A 15,535-nucleotide genomic window follows, 5' to 3' on the forward strand; every position below is an offset into this window, starting at 1 on the left:
AGATTTTAATTAATAATTGACTTGGGTTTTATTAAAATCCAAATTAGTTTTTACTCATTGCAGATAACATACCACCGTAAACACCATTCAATGAAGAAAGGTTTGTAGATAACGATGCCATTTGATCTTTAAGTGCACTTGCATTTTGAACAACTTCTTCATTAACTGAAGCTTGCTTGCTTGCACTTTCTAATTGTACTTTATAAAGACTGTTCAAAGACTCCATTTGAGCTGCAGCTTGAACCATTTCACTAGAATATTTCTTAGTAGATTCCATTGCATCAACTGTTGGAGCGATACCTTTAGCAGCACCTTCAAAGTTTTTAATGCTTGAACCTAAGCTTTCCATAAGACTTGCATCTACACCAGCTTCTTTTAACAAATCATCTAATTTCTTAGATAAAGATGCTTCAGCTTCTTTAATTTCAGTTGCAGCTTGTGCTTTCTTAGGTGCTTTACTTTCACCACCAGCTAATTCTGGGTATACTAATGCCCAGTCTAGATCTTCATCTACTGGTTCAAACGCACTGATCGCGAAAATTAATGCTTCTGTAATAAGACCTATCGCTAAAAGAATACCACCATTTAATGGTCCTAACTCCCAGTGAAGAATTTTGAATAATGCACCGATAATTACAACTGATGCTCCTAGCCCGTAGGCCATGTTAAATAATTTTTTTGTGGATTTTGACTGTGCCATGTTTAATTTAATTTAAGGTTTAATAAAAAAAGATTTGGTTAAAAAATGAATTTGAATTTATTATAAAACTATTAATATTATTATTTATTGTGTGGAATCTTCCTCACCCATATAATCTTGTACTGTTCTGAAACCTATGTAACTACGAGCCGAATCAGCGTATTCGAAATCTCTTGTACTTACTTGTAAGAAGTAAGCTACATCTTTCCATGATCCACCTCTAATAACTTTTCTAGTATTAGATTGATCACCACCATTAGGGTTCATTGTTGATACATAATCGTATGCACTTGGATCATAACTTGAATTTGTCCACTCAGATACGTTACCGGCCATATTGTACATATTAAAGTCATTAGGCTCGTAAGACTTCGCTTCTACCGTATACAAAGCAGCATCTGCAGCATAATCTCCACGTTGTGGCTTAAAGTTTGCCATAAAACAACCAGTATCACTGATTACATACGGGCCACCCCAAGGGTATGTACCACCTTCAATACCACCTCTTGCAGCATATTCCCATTCTGCTTCTGTTGGTAATCTAAATTGATTAACGAATTGTCTACCACGACTTTTGTTGTCATCGTTTTTAAACTTTGTTCTCCAGTTACAGAATGCCTTTGCTTGTTGCCAGCTAATACCAACTACAGGATATTCGCTGTAGGCATCATGCCAGAAATAATCATTATGCATTGGTTCGTTATATGAATAAGAGAAATCTCTGATCCATACTGTTGTATCTGGATATATTTCAACTTCCTCCGTACGAATAAAGTCTTTACGGCTAGTATTTCCTTTGACCGAAGCTCTTGCCGCAGCTTCAATATCCATCCAGCTATATTTGTACTTTAATTTTTTAACATCTATAGTACGTTGACCGTTATATGACTCTTCTTCAGATAAGTAAATAGAGTCCATAATTTCCGTATAATACTCATCTGGGTAGTCTGATGTGTCCCAAACAAGGTCTTCATCTTTGCTTAACGCCCTACCTTCGTAGCCCGTTTCGCCCATACCCGAGTAATTATCTAACATATACTTATCGTATACAGATGCTCTTGTAGTATCTGCATCTTTAAATGCATAGTCACCAATACCGCCTTCTTCTGGACCGATACCTAACTCATCAGCTAAAATGGCTAATTTGGTTCTAACTATAGAATCCTTTACCCATTCTACAAACTGACGATACTCACTATTCGTGATTTCCGTATCATCCATGTAAAAAGAACGTACCGTAACTGTCTTAGTCGGCGCATTCAATAATTTTCCTTGATCTTCTTCACTCTTACCCATGATAAAAGAACCCCTTGGGATAAGTTCCATTCCATATGGTTTTTCTGGATACCACTTTTTTCCCTGGACTCCAGTTAGCTCACCTTTTTGCTTAGACCCACAACTTGTGAGTAAAAAAACAAACGCTATAGAGGATAACAATAGCTTCTTCATACTTTAGGTTAAATTTCGATTATGGTTTAAACTGAGAATACAATAATTTATTCTATCAACTAAAACTAGGTTTTATATAAAATATTGTATTAAAGTCTTTTAATGCCTTAAAAAAATAATGTTAATTAAAGCCTTTCTTATAGGCCTTGTACCACCTTTCGGGAATCTGTTGATTACATGCATCAATATAATCCTTCTCGGTGCAAGGTAATAACGCTGGTGTATGGCCTTTAGTATGTGAAGTAAAAATAGATGGGACTTCTGTCCACCATCTTTCTGTTAATAAACTTTTGTAGAATACCAATTCTTCATCTTCGCTAGGTACATTATACTTAACAAAGTCATCGGTTTTCGTATACGGACTTTCTTTTATTCTAAAATTGATACCTTCTATAAAGTACCATATAATTTGAGCTATCAGCTGTTGCGACTGCACGGTATTTTCCATTTCGTACAAACCGAATACAGATACTTTATCGCTGATACCTGCATATCTAGAAATGGCACAGATTTCTCTTCCATTAAATCCGTTCGGAGAAAAATTGCCAGACATAGAAATTTCACTGGCCTTTACAGATCGTAAGTCTAAACTTACCATATGTGCATTTCTTAACACTGGTTCTGCTAACGAAATATCATTTGCAACTTCACCAAGTCGGTAAGCATCAAAAAATAAACGCTCCATTAAATCTATCTCTTCTTGGGCATTGAAATAGCTTTGATAGCCAATATTCGAAAAATTAAAAAGGTTGTTGGGCTTATCGGTTATGATTTTACTCATATAAGAATGCGAAGAAATAAGCTCATCTTCGATCCCGAAATCGAACCTGCTATCTATTGCAACTAGGTTGATCATATCTCTAATACCATCAAAAGCTCTGTATGCAGGATAGGTAATATCTTGTGTTGCACCTAAAATAATCGGAATAATATCTTCTTCTAATAGACCGGCTACTACTTCTTTGACCACAAAATAGGTGTCATTTACCGTAGCGCCTTCTTCAATATCACCTAAATCTACAATGGTGGCATTCCAGTTTCCAATTAAAAGCTTATAGAATTGTAATCTTATAGCAGAGACATCTAACTTCTCATGCTTCTTTTCGTAGGCATTCCGAGATTCTCTAACACCTACTATGGCAACTGTAGCATTTGCCAATACAGGCAAACCATCTTTCTCAGTATGTATATAGGTGTTTTTACCTATAGATTGACTTGGCAATAACTCATTATGAGCTAGAACTTTATCCGATACCGGAACTAAAAAATCAAAAGCCATTTATTAAAGGTTTTTAGAAATCATAAGAATACTGTACTAATCTTTGACCTAAAATTAAATTACTTTTTTGACTTAGGTTTAGCTTTTGCCTTTTTCTTTACAGTTTTTTTCTTCGGAGTCTTTGCCTCTATCAACTTCTGAGCTTCTTCTAAAGTCATTTTAGTAACATCGACAGTTTTTGCCAATTCTACCTTTATTTTACCTTTTAAGACATTATGACGACCCCATCTCGCTTTCTCTACACGAATACCTTCTTCTTCCCAATTATGAATAACCTTATCTATCTCTTTTTGCTTTTTGACTTCGATAAGTTCTATAATGTCGTCATTTGATAAATTATCAAAATCATACTTTTTATTCACATTTATAAACATACCGTTCCACTTAATGAACGGCCCAAATCTACCGGTACCTTTAGTAACCTCCATATCTTCATACATGGCAATTGGTGCATCGGCTTTCTGTTTCGCCACAATAAGTTCAATTGCTCTATCCATTTCAATCTCAAAAGCACTTTCGCCTTTATCCATAGAAATAAACTTCTCTCCGAATTTTACATACGGTCCAAATCGACCTACGTTAGCCAATACTTCTTCACCTTCATAAACTCCTAATTTTCTAGGAAGTTTAAAAAGATCCATTGCCTCTTCGTAAGAAATGGTATTAAGTGATTGTTCTGGCAATAAACTTGCGAATGTTGGCTTCTCTTCATCATCAACAGTTCCTATTTGTACCATTGGCCCAAATCTACCTAAACGTACGGAAACTTGTTTTCCGCTTTTAGGATCCTTACCTAATATTCTTTCACCGCTTGCACGATCTGCATTTTCTTCTACATCTACTACGTTTGGATGAAAATCTTTATAGAAATCCTTCATCATTTTCTTCCAGTCTTCATCACCAGAAGCTATCTCATCAAAATCTTCTTCTACTTGCGCAGTAAAATTGTAATCTAATATATTGGCGAAATTACTCACCAAGAAATCGGTAACGATCATACCAATATCCGTAGGTACCATTTTACCTTTATCTGAACCAACATTTTCAGTAAGATTCTTTACTTCTATTTTATCTGATACCAATATCAATTGTTGATACTTACGTTCTTTACCTTCAATTGTACCTTTTTCAACATAACCTCTATTAAGAATTGTAGATATTGTTGGTGCATAAGTAGATGGTCTACCGATACCCAATTCTTCTAATTTCTTAACCAAAGATGCTTCTGTAAATCTATATGGTGCTCTTGTAAAACGTTCTGTTGCTGAAATAAAGTTGTTCAACAAACGCTCCCCTTTTTTCATTGCCGGTAGTATACCTTCTTGTTCTTCGGCAACATCTTCATCATCTACACCTTCCATGTATACTTTTAAGAAACCATCGAACTTTATAACCTCACCGTTTGCAGTAAATTCTTCTGAATGCTTGCTTGCCTTAATTTTAACATTGGTACGTTCTAATTGTGCATCGCTCATTTGAGATGCAACTGTACGTTTCCAAATTAGGTCGTATAATTTAGATTGATCACGCTCCAATGACGGAGATTGATTACCCATATCTGTAGGTCTAATAGCTTCGTGTGCTTCTTGAGCTCCTTTAGACTTTCCTTTAAAATTTCTTGTTTCGCTATATTCTTTACCGTAATTCTTTTCAATAGCTTCTTTTGCAGATGTCAACGCTTCGTTAGAAAGGTTAACACTATCTGTTCTCATGTAAGTAATTAAACCCGCTTCATATAAACGTTGGGCTACTTGCATGGTTCTACCCACAGAAAAATATAATTTTCTTGATGCCTCTTGCTGTAATGTAGAAGTTGTAAATGGCGCAGATGGCGACTTCTTAGCTGGTTTCTTATCTAATTTACTTACCGAAAAATCTGCAGCTTTATTCTTCTCTAAAAATGCATTTGCTTCTTCTTCTGTTGAGAAGGTTTTATTCAACTTAGCCGAAAAAATGCTTCCTTCTTCTGTTTGAAATTCCGCTGCAATTTTAAATGACGCTTGTGGCTCAAAGCCTTCTATATCTCTTTCTCGCTCAACAATTAACCTTACGGCTACAGATTGAACACGACCGGCAGAGAGTCCCGGTTTAATTTTTTTCCAAAGTACGGGCGATAATTGATACCCAACCAAACGGTCTAACACCCTTCTTGCTTGTTGTGCATTTACAAGGTTGTAATTGATTTCCCTCGGGTTTTCAATTGCTTTTTGAATAGCTGCTTTTGTAACCGAGTTGAAAACGATACGTTTTGTCTTCTTCTTGTCTAAACCTAGCTCTTCGGCCAAGTGCCAAGAAATAGCCTCACCCTCTCGATCCTCATCACTCGCAAGCCATATAGTTTCTGCTTTATCCGCTAGACTTTTAAGCTTTTTCACTAAAGCTTGCTTGTCTTTATCCACGATATATTTCGGTGTGAAATCGTTCTCGACATCTACTCCCAGCTCACTTGAAGGTAAATCGGCAATGTGACCAAAGCTCGATTCAACCTTAAAATCTTTTCCCAAAAACTTCTCTATAGTTTTTGCCTTTGCAGGAGACTCAACAATTACTAAATTTTTCGCCATCAACCTTGTTTATACTTACAAATGTATACTAAAAATTAAACTTTGAAATTTCAGGAATTTATTTTTTCCCATATTTCAATAGAGTTCAACCAATAAATTCAAGTAATTCATGATTATTATATCCTGTATCTAACAAGCCACAAACCAATTAGGGCACTGAAATAAAAAAAGGGAAGCTGAACTAGCTTCCCTTTTTTTAACCTTTTATTATTCTTACAATTGAAAGGTACTTAGCAACCTAATATTATCATCAACATATTCGTATTGATACAGTGTGCGATCACCAATCATTAATAATGATGATGCCAACGGTATTACATCATAAGCGATAATATCTTCGAAAGTATTGACCAATGTAATATTTGGCACAGCTGTTTTATCATATACCTTTAAGCCCGAATCTCCATCACATATAAATAAGGTATTATTTTTAATTCCTAATCCGTTTGGGCCATCCATCGGGTAAATCACTTTTAATTCAGGGTTTTCAAGATTGGAGATATCGATAACATACAATCCGCTTTCGGTATTTCCACAGAAACCTCCGCCTTTTAAAGTTACATATGCATAATCGCCATCGACAACCACAGGGTCACAAGCGGTACCATGTCTAAATTCAGATATAAATTCTGGTTTTTCAGGATTTTCTATTCCATAAATATACATGCCTTGGGCACCACCTATAAACAAAATATTTCCCTGACTGTAAATGGTTTCAATATCCCACGCAACTTGCACATCATCTAATACCTTTATTTCTTCTATATCTGTAATGTCAAAAATATTGATGTTACTATAATCTACAACATACAAATAATCGTCTATTATTTTAAAACGCGCCAAAGATCCGCCTTGACCGGTACTTGGCTGCGGACTATCATTGAAACTTTCAAGAGAATCTACAACACAACCATCACAGTTATACCTGGACTCATACTCCTCTACCGACCTCCTTTCGATGTTTACCTCCCAGCCTACAACTATATCTCTACTATAATCGATATCGCCATATTCATAAAAATCTGCTTGAGGGTATTCTAAATTCGAAAGCCACACATCATTGTTATATATGGCATTTACGATCCTACTTTTAATGGTAATATTTGTTATATCTGATATGTCAAAAATCACTAAATCACCATAACTATCGGCATATATCTTATCATCTTTAATAGAAATATCATTATTACCTTCTAGCTTAATAAATGCAATACTTTCTGGCGCTGACGGATTTTTATTATCTATGACATGAAAACCTAAGTTAACATCATTTACAAAAATATAGTCTTGGTAAGCATAAATTTTACCTGACGAAACAATTGGGATAGGATCAACTACATCGACAGCTTCTGCCTTAAACGATATTGCATCTTGTACGATTGGTCTAGCCACTAAGTAATCTTCATACGGACCATCATCATTGCACGAAACAAATGCAAATAAGGCAATAGCACAAAAAAGAAAAACAAAATTCTTCATGGTATATAATTTTACTGGTTGTAATTATAAGATGAAGAAACACATAATAGTTGCGTTATCATTAGTTTGAAATCTCTTCCATCTCGTTAAAACCTACACCATCTTTATACATATAATAGGTAGGTACTTTACCAAGCATTGCCGTAAACAGCACCCCCACGCAACATAATACAAGCCCTAGTTGCGCTACAAATGCCGATACGATTACTAGCCCAAATATGACCAACCAGTTTTTATTACCCAAGGTAAAACTAGCCTTCACCATGTCTAATGGAGAAAGATGACTCGAAAATGCCAAAAATGCCGGAATCAATGAAACTGGAACCATTACATAGAACATACCAATACCACAGGCAAGTGCCCCTAGAATTGAGAGTCCGAATGTATATAAAGCAAGAATGAAGACCTTACCTAAACGCCCTTCTTTAAAGAAGTAGAAGTAATCATCGCTAGATTCTTTTCCTAAATCTTTTTCTCTACACATCTTTAAAAATGCTGCATTTAATGCCAAAGCGAAAGTGGCGATCCCAATCGCAAAAACAGGAAAAAGTATGGCCATTGCTATAGCGGCCATCGGTGGTAATTCGTTATGCTGTAGCGCCTCTGGATCAGTTAAACCTAAAGCGATCATAGGTATGTACAAAATAATATAAAATGGGAGTATTACAACGAATGTTAAGAGCAAAATAATAAAGCCCTGCAACCAAACCTTCTTAAAAAGGTCTATAGACCTACTGAAAATGGTGCCAAATTCTAAATCTGGTTTCGATTTAATGTGTTGCGTCAAGTTTTCTAAATTCATAAGTATTGGTGGTTATAATTGGTGATAAAACTAAATAATTTTCGTTTAGAAAGCTTAAACAAACCCTAAATAATCATGTCATCTTGTCATATTTTTGATTATAATAGTATCTTTGCCTTCCAAAATATTTTATTGCAACGTATTACAAAAATGGAGAAAACCATAGACGAAAATGTGCAGGGCACAACTTTGGTAGTTGAAGGAAAAGAAGTGAACAAGCGTAATCTTTACATTGAGAGTTACGGTTGCGCCATGAACTTTGCCGACAGTGAAATTGTAGCATCTATATTAGCGACCGAAGGTTTTAACACCACCCAAACGTTAGAAGATGCCGATTTAGTACTTGTAAACACGTGTTCTATTCGAGATAAAGCCGAACAGACCATACGCAAAAGATTGACCGAATATAATAAGGTAAAAAAAACGAGACCGCATTTAAAAGTCGGTGTTCTTGGCTGTATGGCTGAACGCCTGAAAGATAAGCTTTTAGATGAGGAAAAAATAGTGGATATGGTCGTAGGGCCAGATGCCTATAAAGATCTACCCAACTTAATAAAAGAAGTAGATTCTGGTAGAGACGCAGTTAATGTTATTCTTTCTAAGGATGAAACTTATGGCGATATTGCACCTGTTAGATTAAACACAAACGGAGTTACCGCTTTTGTTTCTATTACCAGAGGATGTGATAATATGTGTACATTTTGTGTTGTACCATTTACCAGAGGTCGTGAACGTAGCAGAGACCCACAATCTATTTTAGCAGAAGTAAAAGAGCTTTCTGAAAACGGATTCAAAGAAATTACCCTGCTAGGACAGAATGTAGATAGTTATTTATGGTATGGCGGCGGACTCAAGAAAAATTTTGTGAATGCTTCTGATATGCAAAAAGCTACAGCTACCAACTTTTCTAAATTATTAGAGATGGTTGCCTTAGCAAACCCAAAATTGCGTATTCGTTTTTCAACATCTAACCCACAAGACATGACTTTGGACGTGATTAGAACCATGGCCAAACATAAAAATATTTGTAATCACGTTCATTTACCTGTACAAAGCGGTAGCAATCGTATTTTAAAGGAAATGAATCGCTTACATACTATCGAAGAGTATTTTGAACTAACAGATGAAATTAGAAAAATTCTACCTGGCTGCTCTATTTCTCAAGATATTATAACAGGTTTTCCTACGGAAACAGAAGAAGATCATGCCGCTACATTACGAGCTTTAGAACATGTAAAGTATGATTTTGGTTATATGTACAGCTATTCTGAAAGACCTGGCACCATGGCCGGTAGAAAAATGGAAGATGATGTGCCAGAAGCTACAAAGAAAAGACGCCTTTCTGAAATCATAGCTTTACAGAGAAGCCACTGCCTTTATAGAACTGAAAAACATGTAGGCAAAATTCAAGAGGTTTTAATTGAAGGTACCTCTAAGAAATCTGAGAACGAATGGATGGGCAGAAACTCACAAAGTACCGTAGTAGTCTTCCCTAAAGAACATTACAAAGTAGGTGATTTTGTTAATGTACAAATGAACGATTGTACTTCTGCCACTTTAAAAGGTGTAGCGGTTGGCTATTCTGACAATAATTAATTTTTAGCAGCCATTTTACATGGAAAGTATACAAAGTATAAAACAACGTTTTGAAATTATTGGGCAAGATCCAAAACTTAACCGAGCTATTGAAAAAGCAATGCAAGTTGCGGCTACAGATATTTCAGTTTTAGTTACTGGTGAAAGTGGTGTTGGTAAAGAATCTATTCCCAAAATCATTCATTCGCTTTCTCATAGAAAACATGCCAAATATATCGCCGTAAACTGTGGTGCTATACCCGAAGGTACTATTGACAGTGAACTTTTCGGTCATGAAAAAGGTGCTTTTACAGGTGCTACGCAAACAAGAAGTGGTTATTTTGAAGTTGCCGATGGTGGTACCATATTTTTAGATGAGGTTGGTGAATTACCGTTAACTACCCAAGTACGACTTTTACGTGTACTAGAAAATGGCGAGTTTTTAAAAGTTGGATCTTCACAAGTACAGAAAACAGATGTTCGTATTGTTGCTGCAACGAACGTTAATATGTTCGAGGCAATCAAAAAAGAGCGTTTTCGCGAAGACCTTTACTATCGATTAAGTACGGTAGAAATTAACATTCCGCCATTGCGTGAACGTCAAGATGATATTCATTTATTGTTCAGAAAATTTGCGTCAGATTTCAGTCAGAAATACAAAATGCCCACTATTAGATTAGATGATCATGCAGTATCGCTATTAATAAAATACAGATGGCCAGGTAATATTCGCCAATTAAGAAATATTGCTGAACAAATTTCTGTTCTGGAAGAAAACAGAGCGATTTCGGCTTCGACTTTACATGGATATTTACCGAATAATACTTCGAGTAACTTACCTGCTGTAGTCTCTAATTCAAAATCTGACAGCGATTTTAGCAACGAAAGAGAAATACTCTACAAGGTTTTGTTCGATATGAAAGGTGACCTGAACGACCTTAAAAAACTAACGATGGAGTTATTGAAAAATAATGACTCTGAGAAGGTTCAAAAAGATAATGAAAACTTGATTCGTAAAATCTACGGTAATGAAGATGAAGAAGATGCCGATATCGACCATGATCCTCAAGAAGAGAAACCAAGGAGTCTTTTACATTTACCCGAACCTAAAAAAGAGGAAACCTCTATAATTCAAGATTCATACGAAGATAAATATCATTTTGCCGAAGAAATTCAAGAAGAAGAAACCCTATCTTTACAAGAGAAGGAAGTAGAATTGATCAAAAAATCTCTTGAACGAAATAGAGGAAAAAGAAAGGCTGCAGCTACAGAATTAGGTATTTCTGAGCGCACACTTTATCGCAAAATAAAACAGTACGACCTTTAATTTAAATGAATCCTATTTCAATGAGATACCTGAAAAAATCTTTTTTATTTACATTACCCATCATCTTACTTTTAAGTTGCGGTGTTTACAATTTTACCGGTGGTAATGTTGGCGAAGCCAAAACATTTCAAGTCACCTATTTTCAAAATTATGCTACTCAGAGTCCGGGTTCTACATTTGAACCTGGTGTAGATAGAGATTTTACTCTGGCGCTACAAGACCGAATTTTAAATCAGACTAGCCTGGATCTGATATCTAACGGTAACCCAGATTTATTATACGAGGGCGAAATAACAGAATATAAAATTTCACCTATGTCTGCTACTGCTGCTCAAACAGCTGCTCAAAACAGACTTTCAATTCGAGTGAAAGTGCGTTTCTATAATCAACTAAAAGAAGACGCCGCTTTTGATCAAAGTTTTTCTTTCTTTTATGATTATCCGGCAGATACACAATTGGCGAGCATTAAGAGTGAAGCCCATGAAATAATTTTCGAAAGGTTAACACAAGATATTTTCAACGCCTCATTGGCAGATTGGTAGCATACATGAACGTTAAGGACTTTACATATTTTCTAGAACATCCTACCAAAGTGGTAGAACCCATTCATACAAAACACTTAGAAGATATTATTGCCGAATACCCTTATTTTCAAGCTGCACGAGCACTGCATTTAAAAGGTCTTAAAAACCTAAATAGCTACAAATACAACAAAGCCCTTAAAACAACGGCTGCATTTACAACCGATAGAGACGTACTTTTTGATTTTATAACCTCAAAAGATTTTTTACAGTATGATGTAGATATTTCAACGAAAAAGGTTGCGGAAATAGAAAAAATCGAAGCTGTCGTGCCAATTCAACCTGAGGAAATAAAAGAAACGACACCTGTTGAAATTGAAAATACTTTACCTGAGATTGAGGCTTCTGAAGCTATAGAAGTACCAAAAGAAGAAATCTTAACGGAAGTCGAAGTCAACACCGCTGAAATTGAAACTTCAGAGGAAGAAGAGAATACTATTGCAACCAAAGAGGAAGTTGCAATTATGCCTTTAATAACTCCATCTGACGATAGACCATTACCACAAGATGAACATGATGCCGATCAAATACTTGATCCAGAATTATTTCAATCTAAAAACCCTACCAATACAGAAGAAGAAAATGCTCTTGATATTGGCAAACCTTTAAGTTTCGATGCCAAAGAGAAATACTCTTTTTCTGAATGGTTAAGTTTAGCTTCTAAAAAACCACTAGAAGAGCCTGAAGAAGAAATTGCTGAGATTCAAGAAGAAGATACAATTATTCAGCAAGAACCAGAGGCAAGAGAAAGCAACATTAAAAAGACGGTACAAAAGGTAAAAGAGCTTAAAATTACACCAAAACCTATCGGAAAACCTAAGGTTAAAAGCGAGGCAATCAAAAAGAAATACGACCGTATAGACAAGTTTATAGCTTCTAACCCTAAAATTGTACCAACAGAACAGAGTGCAGTTATAGATATTTCAAAGTCATCTAGAATTGACCATAACGAGCTGATGACAGAAACTTTAGCAAGGGTTTATCTAGAGCAAAAAAAATATAAAAATGCAATTCAAGCTTACAAAATTTTAAGTTTGAAATATCCAGAAAAAAGTAGTTTCTTTGCAGACCGAATTAAGGCGGTAGAGAAATTACGAAAAGATAATAAATAATTTAGAATGAGTACATTTTCAATTTTCCTGATACTTATCATTGTCGTTTGCTTATTATTAGTATTGGTGATCATGGTACAAAATCCAAAAGGTGGCGGACTTTCTTCTTCTTTTGGTGGAGGAGGTAACCAAGTTGTTGGTGGAGTTAAAAAAACAGGTGACTTTTTAGATAAAAGCACATGGACACTAGCAGGTTTGTTAATAGTTTTAATCTTAGCATCTAACATTGCCCTTAAAGGTAACTATGGTGATGCAGATTCTAAATTATTACAAGGTGATGACATAGAAACTGTGGTTCCAGAAACCTTACCAGAGGCTGTAACACCACCAGTAACTAATGATGCTGCACCTTCAGACAGCTTATAAAATTATTACTACATTATATTAAAAATGCCAGCTTGTCATAAGCTGGCATTTTTTGTTTACAATTTGTCAGGAAATAGGCAATGGCATAATTTCTGCCTTTATAGTATCACGAAACTAAAAATCAATTTAAAAATTAATAATTATGGCTAAAGTTAATATCAAACCATTGGCAGACCGAGTTCTTATCGAGCCAATGGCAGCTGAAACTAAGACTGCGTCTGGACTTTATATTCCTGATACTGCAAAAGAGAAACCACAGAAAGGTAAGGTTGTAGCCGTGGGTCCTGGAACAAAAGATGACAGTGTTACCGTTAAAGTTGGTGATACCGTTCTTTACGGAAAATACGCCGGAACCGAATTGAAGTTAGAAGGCACAGATTACTTGATGATGAGAGAGAGTGATATTCTTGCTATTATCTAAATAGCAAATGGCTTATGGTTTTTAGCCGTTAGCCTTTAAATTTTCATTTAAAAATTAATAATATCCTTGACTTTATGCCCTGTGTAAAAGTCAAAAATTAAAATAAAATTAGAAATGGCAAAAGATATTAAGTTTGATATAGATGCAAGAGACGGTCTTAAAAGAGGTGTTGATGCATTGGCAAATGCTGTAAAAGTAACATTAGGCCCAAAGGGTAGAAATGTTATTATCAGTAAATCATTTGGTGCACCACAAGTAACTAAAGATGGTGTTACCGTAGCAAAAGAAATTGAATTGGCCGACCCATTAGAAAACATGGGCGCACAAATGGTTAAGGAAGTTGCTTCTAAAACCAATGACCTAGCTGGTGACGGTACTACTACCGCTACAGTTTTAGCACAAGCTATTGTAAAAGAAGGTTTGAAAAACGTAGCTGCAGGCGCAAACCCAATGGATTTAAAAAGAGGTATCGATAAAGCTGTTGAAGCTATCGTTGCCGATTTAGCCAAACAAGCTAAAAAAGTTGGTGATTCTTCTGAAAAAATTAAGCAAGTTGCTTCTATCTCAGCTAACAATGACGAAACTATTGGTGATTTAATCGCACAAGCATTCGGTAAAGTTGGTAAAGAAGGTGTTATTACTGTTGAAGAAGCTAAAGGAACAGATACGTATGTTGATGTTGTTGAAGGTATGCAGTTCGACAGAGGTTACCTTTCTCCTTATTTCGTAACCGATTCTGAAAAGATGGTTTCTGAATTAGAGAGTCCTTATATCTTGTTGTTCGACAAGAAAATTTCTTCAATGAAAGATCTACTTCCTGTATTAGAGCCAGTTGCTCAATCAGGTAAGCCTTTATTGATTATCGCTGAAGATGTTGATGGTGAAGCATTAGCTACATTGGTTGTAAACAAATTAAGAGGTTCTTTAAAAATTGCTGCCGTTAAAGCTCCAGGTTTTGGTGACCGTAGAAAAGCAATGTTAGAAGATATCGCAATCTTAACTGGTGGTACCGTTATTTCTGAAGAAAGAGGTTTTTCTTTAGATAATACTACTTTAGATATGTTAGGTACTTGTGAAAAAGTACAGATAGACAAAGACAATACAACTATAGTTAACGGTGGTGGTGTTGCAAAAGATATCAAAACTAGAGTTAACCAGATAAAATCTCAAATCGAGACAACTACATCTGATTACGATAAAGAAAAACTTCAAGAACGTTTAGCTAAATTAGCGGGTGGTGTTGCCGTACTTTATGTAGGTGCAGCTTCTGAAGTTGAAATGAAAGAGAAAAAAGACCGTGTTGACGATGCATTACACGCTACAAGAGCTGCCGTTGAAGAAGGTATTGTTGCTGGTGGTGGTGTTGCATTGGTGAGAGCTAAATCTGTTCTTAGCAAGGTTTCTACTGAAAATGAAGATGAAGCTACAGGTTTACAAATTGTTGCCCGTGCTATCGAAGCTCCTTTAAGAACTATCGTTTCTAACGCTGGTGGTGAAGGTTCTGTTGTTATCGCTAAAATACTTGAAGGTAAAGGTGATTTTGGATACGATGCTAAATCTGAAAAGTATGTTGAAATGATGAAAGCTGGTATTATCGACCCTAAGAAAGTTACTAGAGTGGCATTGGAAAATGCAGCTTCTGTTGCTGGTATGATCCTTACTACCGAATGTGCTTTAACTGATATTAAAGAAGATGCTCCTGCTATGCCTCCTATGGGTGGTGGCGGAATGCCAGGCATGATGTAAAAGCCCCCTACATCCCCAAAGGGGACTTTAAAATTAAAACCGCTCTTGAAATTTCAAGAGCGGTTTTTTTTGTGGCAAATATGAGTAACAAAAAAACCACCTTCTTTATTTACAGAAGGTGGTTTTATCGTCCA

At 35.7% G+C, this 15,535-nt stretch carries 13 protein-coding genes; 7 read left to right on the top strand and 6 right to left on the bottom strand.

Annotated features, from left to right (window positions below; genetic code table 11):
- Positions 1-43: 43 nt before the first annotated feature.
- The 6 genes from porL to CLV90_RS14135 all read right to left on the bottom strand — a co-directional run bounded on the left by porL (position 44) and on the right by CLV90_RS14135 (position 8,273).
- Positions 44-700, bottom strand: a complete 657-nt coding sequence (gene porL, locus CLV90_RS14110; RefSeq protein WP_133688155.1) for a type IX secretion system motor protein PorL/GldL — start codon at positions 698-700, stop codon at positions 44-46.
- Between the two features lie 84 nt (positions 701-784).
- Positions 785-2,149 (bottom strand): T9SS ring complex lipoprotein PorK/GldK, encoded by a 1,365-nt coding sequence (gene porK / locus CLV90_RS14115; protein ID WP_133688156.1) that lies wholly within the window; start codon positions 2,147-2,149, stop codon positions 785-787.
- Between the two features lie 121 nt (positions 2,150-2,270).
- Positions 2,271-3,428 (bottom strand): formimidoylglutamase, encoded by a 1,158-nt coding sequence (locus CLV90_RS14120; RefSeq protein WP_133688157.1) that lies wholly within the window; start codon positions 3,426-3,428, stop codon positions 2,271-2,273.
- A gap of 59 nt (positions 3,429-3,487) precedes the next feature.
- Positions 3,488-5,992: a type I DNA topoisomerase gene (gene topA / locus CLV90_RS14125; protein WP_133688158.1), complete on the bottom strand. Its 2,505-nt coding sequence runs from the start codon at positions 5,990-5,992 to the stop codon at positions 3,488-3,490.
- 213 nt (positions 5,993-6,205) lie between these two features.
- On the bottom strand, positions 6,206-7,471 hold the full coding sequence (locus CLV90_RS14130) for an LVIVD repeat-containing protein (RefSeq protein WP_133688159.1): 1,266 nt from the start codon (positions 7,469-7,471) through the stop codon (positions 6,206-6,208).
- Between the two features lie 61 nt (positions 7,472-7,532).
- Positions 7,533-8,273, bottom strand: coding sequence for a hypothetical protein (locus CLV90_RS14135; protein ID WP_133688160.1), 741 nt, complete (start codon positions 8,271-8,273; stop codon positions 7,533-7,535).
- Between the two features lie 150 nt (positions 8,274-8,423).
- Between CLV90_RS14135 and miaB the strand changes: the two genes are divergently transcribed.
- From miaB to groL, 7 genes are all read left to right on the top strand, one after another.
- The gene (gene miaB / locus CLV90_RS14140; RefSeq protein WP_133688282.1) at positions 8,424-9,869 is read left to right on the top strand and encodes a tRNA (N6-isopentenyl adenosine(37)-C2)-methylthiotransferase MiaB; all 1,446 of its coding nucleotides are present in this window, start codon (positions 8,424-8,426) and stop codon (positions 9,867-9,869) included.
- 19 nt (positions 9,870-9,888) lie between these two features.
- Positions 9,889-11,175 (top strand): sigma-54 interaction domain-containing protein, encoded by a 1,287-nt coding sequence (locus CLV90_RS14145; RefSeq protein ID WP_133688161.1) that lies wholly within the window; start codon positions 9,889-9,891, stop codon positions 11,173-11,175.
- A 20-nt stretch (positions 11,176-11,195) separates the two neighbouring features.
- The gene (locus tag CLV90_RS14150; protein WP_133688162.1) at positions 11,196-11,717 is read left to right on the top strand and encodes an LptE family protein; all 522 of its coding nucleotides are present in this window, start codon (positions 11,196-11,198) and stop codon (positions 11,715-11,717) included.
- 5 nt (positions 11,718-11,722) lie between these two features.
- Positions 11,723-12,868 carry a hypothetical protein gene (locus tag CLV90_RS14155; protein ID WP_133688163.1) on the top strand — a complete coding sequence of 382 codons (1,146 nt, stop codon included), beginning with the start codon at positions 11,723-11,725 and terminating at the stop codon, positions 12,866-12,868.
- Positions 12,869-12,874: 6 nt separating this feature from the next.
- Positions 12,875-13,234, top strand: coding sequence for a preprotein translocase subunit SecG (gene secG / locus CLV90_RS14160; RefSeq protein ID WP_133688164.1), 360 nt, complete (start codon positions 12,875-12,877; stop codon positions 13,232-13,234).
- A gap of 142 nt (positions 13,235-13,376) precedes the next feature.
- Complete coding sequence (locus tag CLV90_RS14165) at positions 13,377-13,655, top strand: co-chaperone GroES (RefSeq protein ID WP_036156781.1); 279 nt, start codon at positions 13,377-13,379, stop codon at positions 13,653-13,655.
- Between the two features lie 114 nt (positions 13,656-13,769).
- Positions 13,770-15,401 carry a chaperonin GroEL gene (groL, locus tag CLV90_RS14170; protein ID WP_133688165.1) on the top strand — a complete coding sequence of 544 codons (1,632 nt, stop codon included), beginning with the start codon at positions 13,770-13,772 and terminating at the stop codon, positions 15,399-15,401.
- The last annotated feature ends 134 nt before the right edge of the window (positions 15,402-15,535 follow it).

The sequence above is a fragment of the Maribacter spongiicola genome (assembly GCF_004364165.1).
Classification (GTDB): Bacteria; Bacteroidota; Bacteroidia; order Flavobacteriales; family Flavobacteriaceae; genus Maribacter; species Maribacter spongiicola.

What these genes read in the sequence shown, in the direction of transcription:
- porL (WP_133688155.1), bottom strand. Translation starts at nt 700, where the DNA reads ATGGCACAGTCAAAATCCACAAAAAAATTATTTAACATGGCCTACGGG.
- CLV90_RS14145 (WP_133688161.1), top strand. Translation starts at nt 9,889, where the DNA reads ATGGAAAGTATACAAAGTATAAAACAACGTTTTGAAATTATTGGGCAA.
- miaB (WP_133688282.1), top strand. Translation starts at nt 8,424, where the DNA reads ATGGAGAAAACCATAGACGAAAATGTGCAGGGCACAACTTTGGTAGTT.
- CLV90_RS14130 (WP_133688159.1), bottom strand. Translation starts at nt 7,471, where the DNA reads ATGAAGAATTTTGTTTTTCTTTTTTGTGCTATTGCCTTATTTGCATTT.
- CLV90_RS14150 (WP_133688162.1), top strand. Translation starts at nt 11,196, where the DNA reads ATGAGATACCTGAAAAAATCTTTTTTATTTACATTACCCATCATCTTA.
- CLV90_RS14120 (WP_133688157.1), bottom strand. Translation starts at nt 3,428, where the DNA reads ATGGCTTTTGATTTTTTAGTTCCGGTATCGGATAAAGTTCTAGCTCAT.
- CLV90_RS14135 (WP_133688160.1), bottom strand. Translation starts at nt 8,273, where the DNA reads ATGAATTTAGAAAACTTGACGCAACACATTAAATCGAAACCAGATTTA.
- topA (WP_133688158.1), bottom strand. Translation starts at nt 5,992, where the DNA reads ATGGCGAAAAATTTAGTAATTGTTGAGTCTCCTGCAAAGGCAAAAACT.
- CLV90_RS14165 (WP_036156781.1), top strand. Translation starts at nt 13,377, where the DNA reads ATGGCTAAAGTTAATATCAAACCATTGGCAGACCGAGTTCTTATCGAG.
- porK (WP_133688156.1), bottom strand. Translation starts at nt 2,149, where the DNA reads ATGAAGAAGCTATTGTTATCCTCTATAGCGTTTGTTTTTTTACTCACA.
- secG (WP_133688164.1), top strand. Translation starts at nt 12,875, where the DNA reads ATGAGTACATTTTCAATTTTCCTGATACTTATCATTGTCGTTTGCTTA.
- groL (WP_133688165.1), top strand. Translation starts at nt 13,770, where the DNA reads ATGGCAAAAGATATTAAGTTTGATATAGATGCAAGAGACGGTCTTAAA.
- CLV90_RS14155 (WP_133688163.1), top strand. Translation starts at nt 11,723, where the DNA reads ATGAACGTTAAGGACTTTACATATTTTCTAGAACATCCTACCAAAGTG.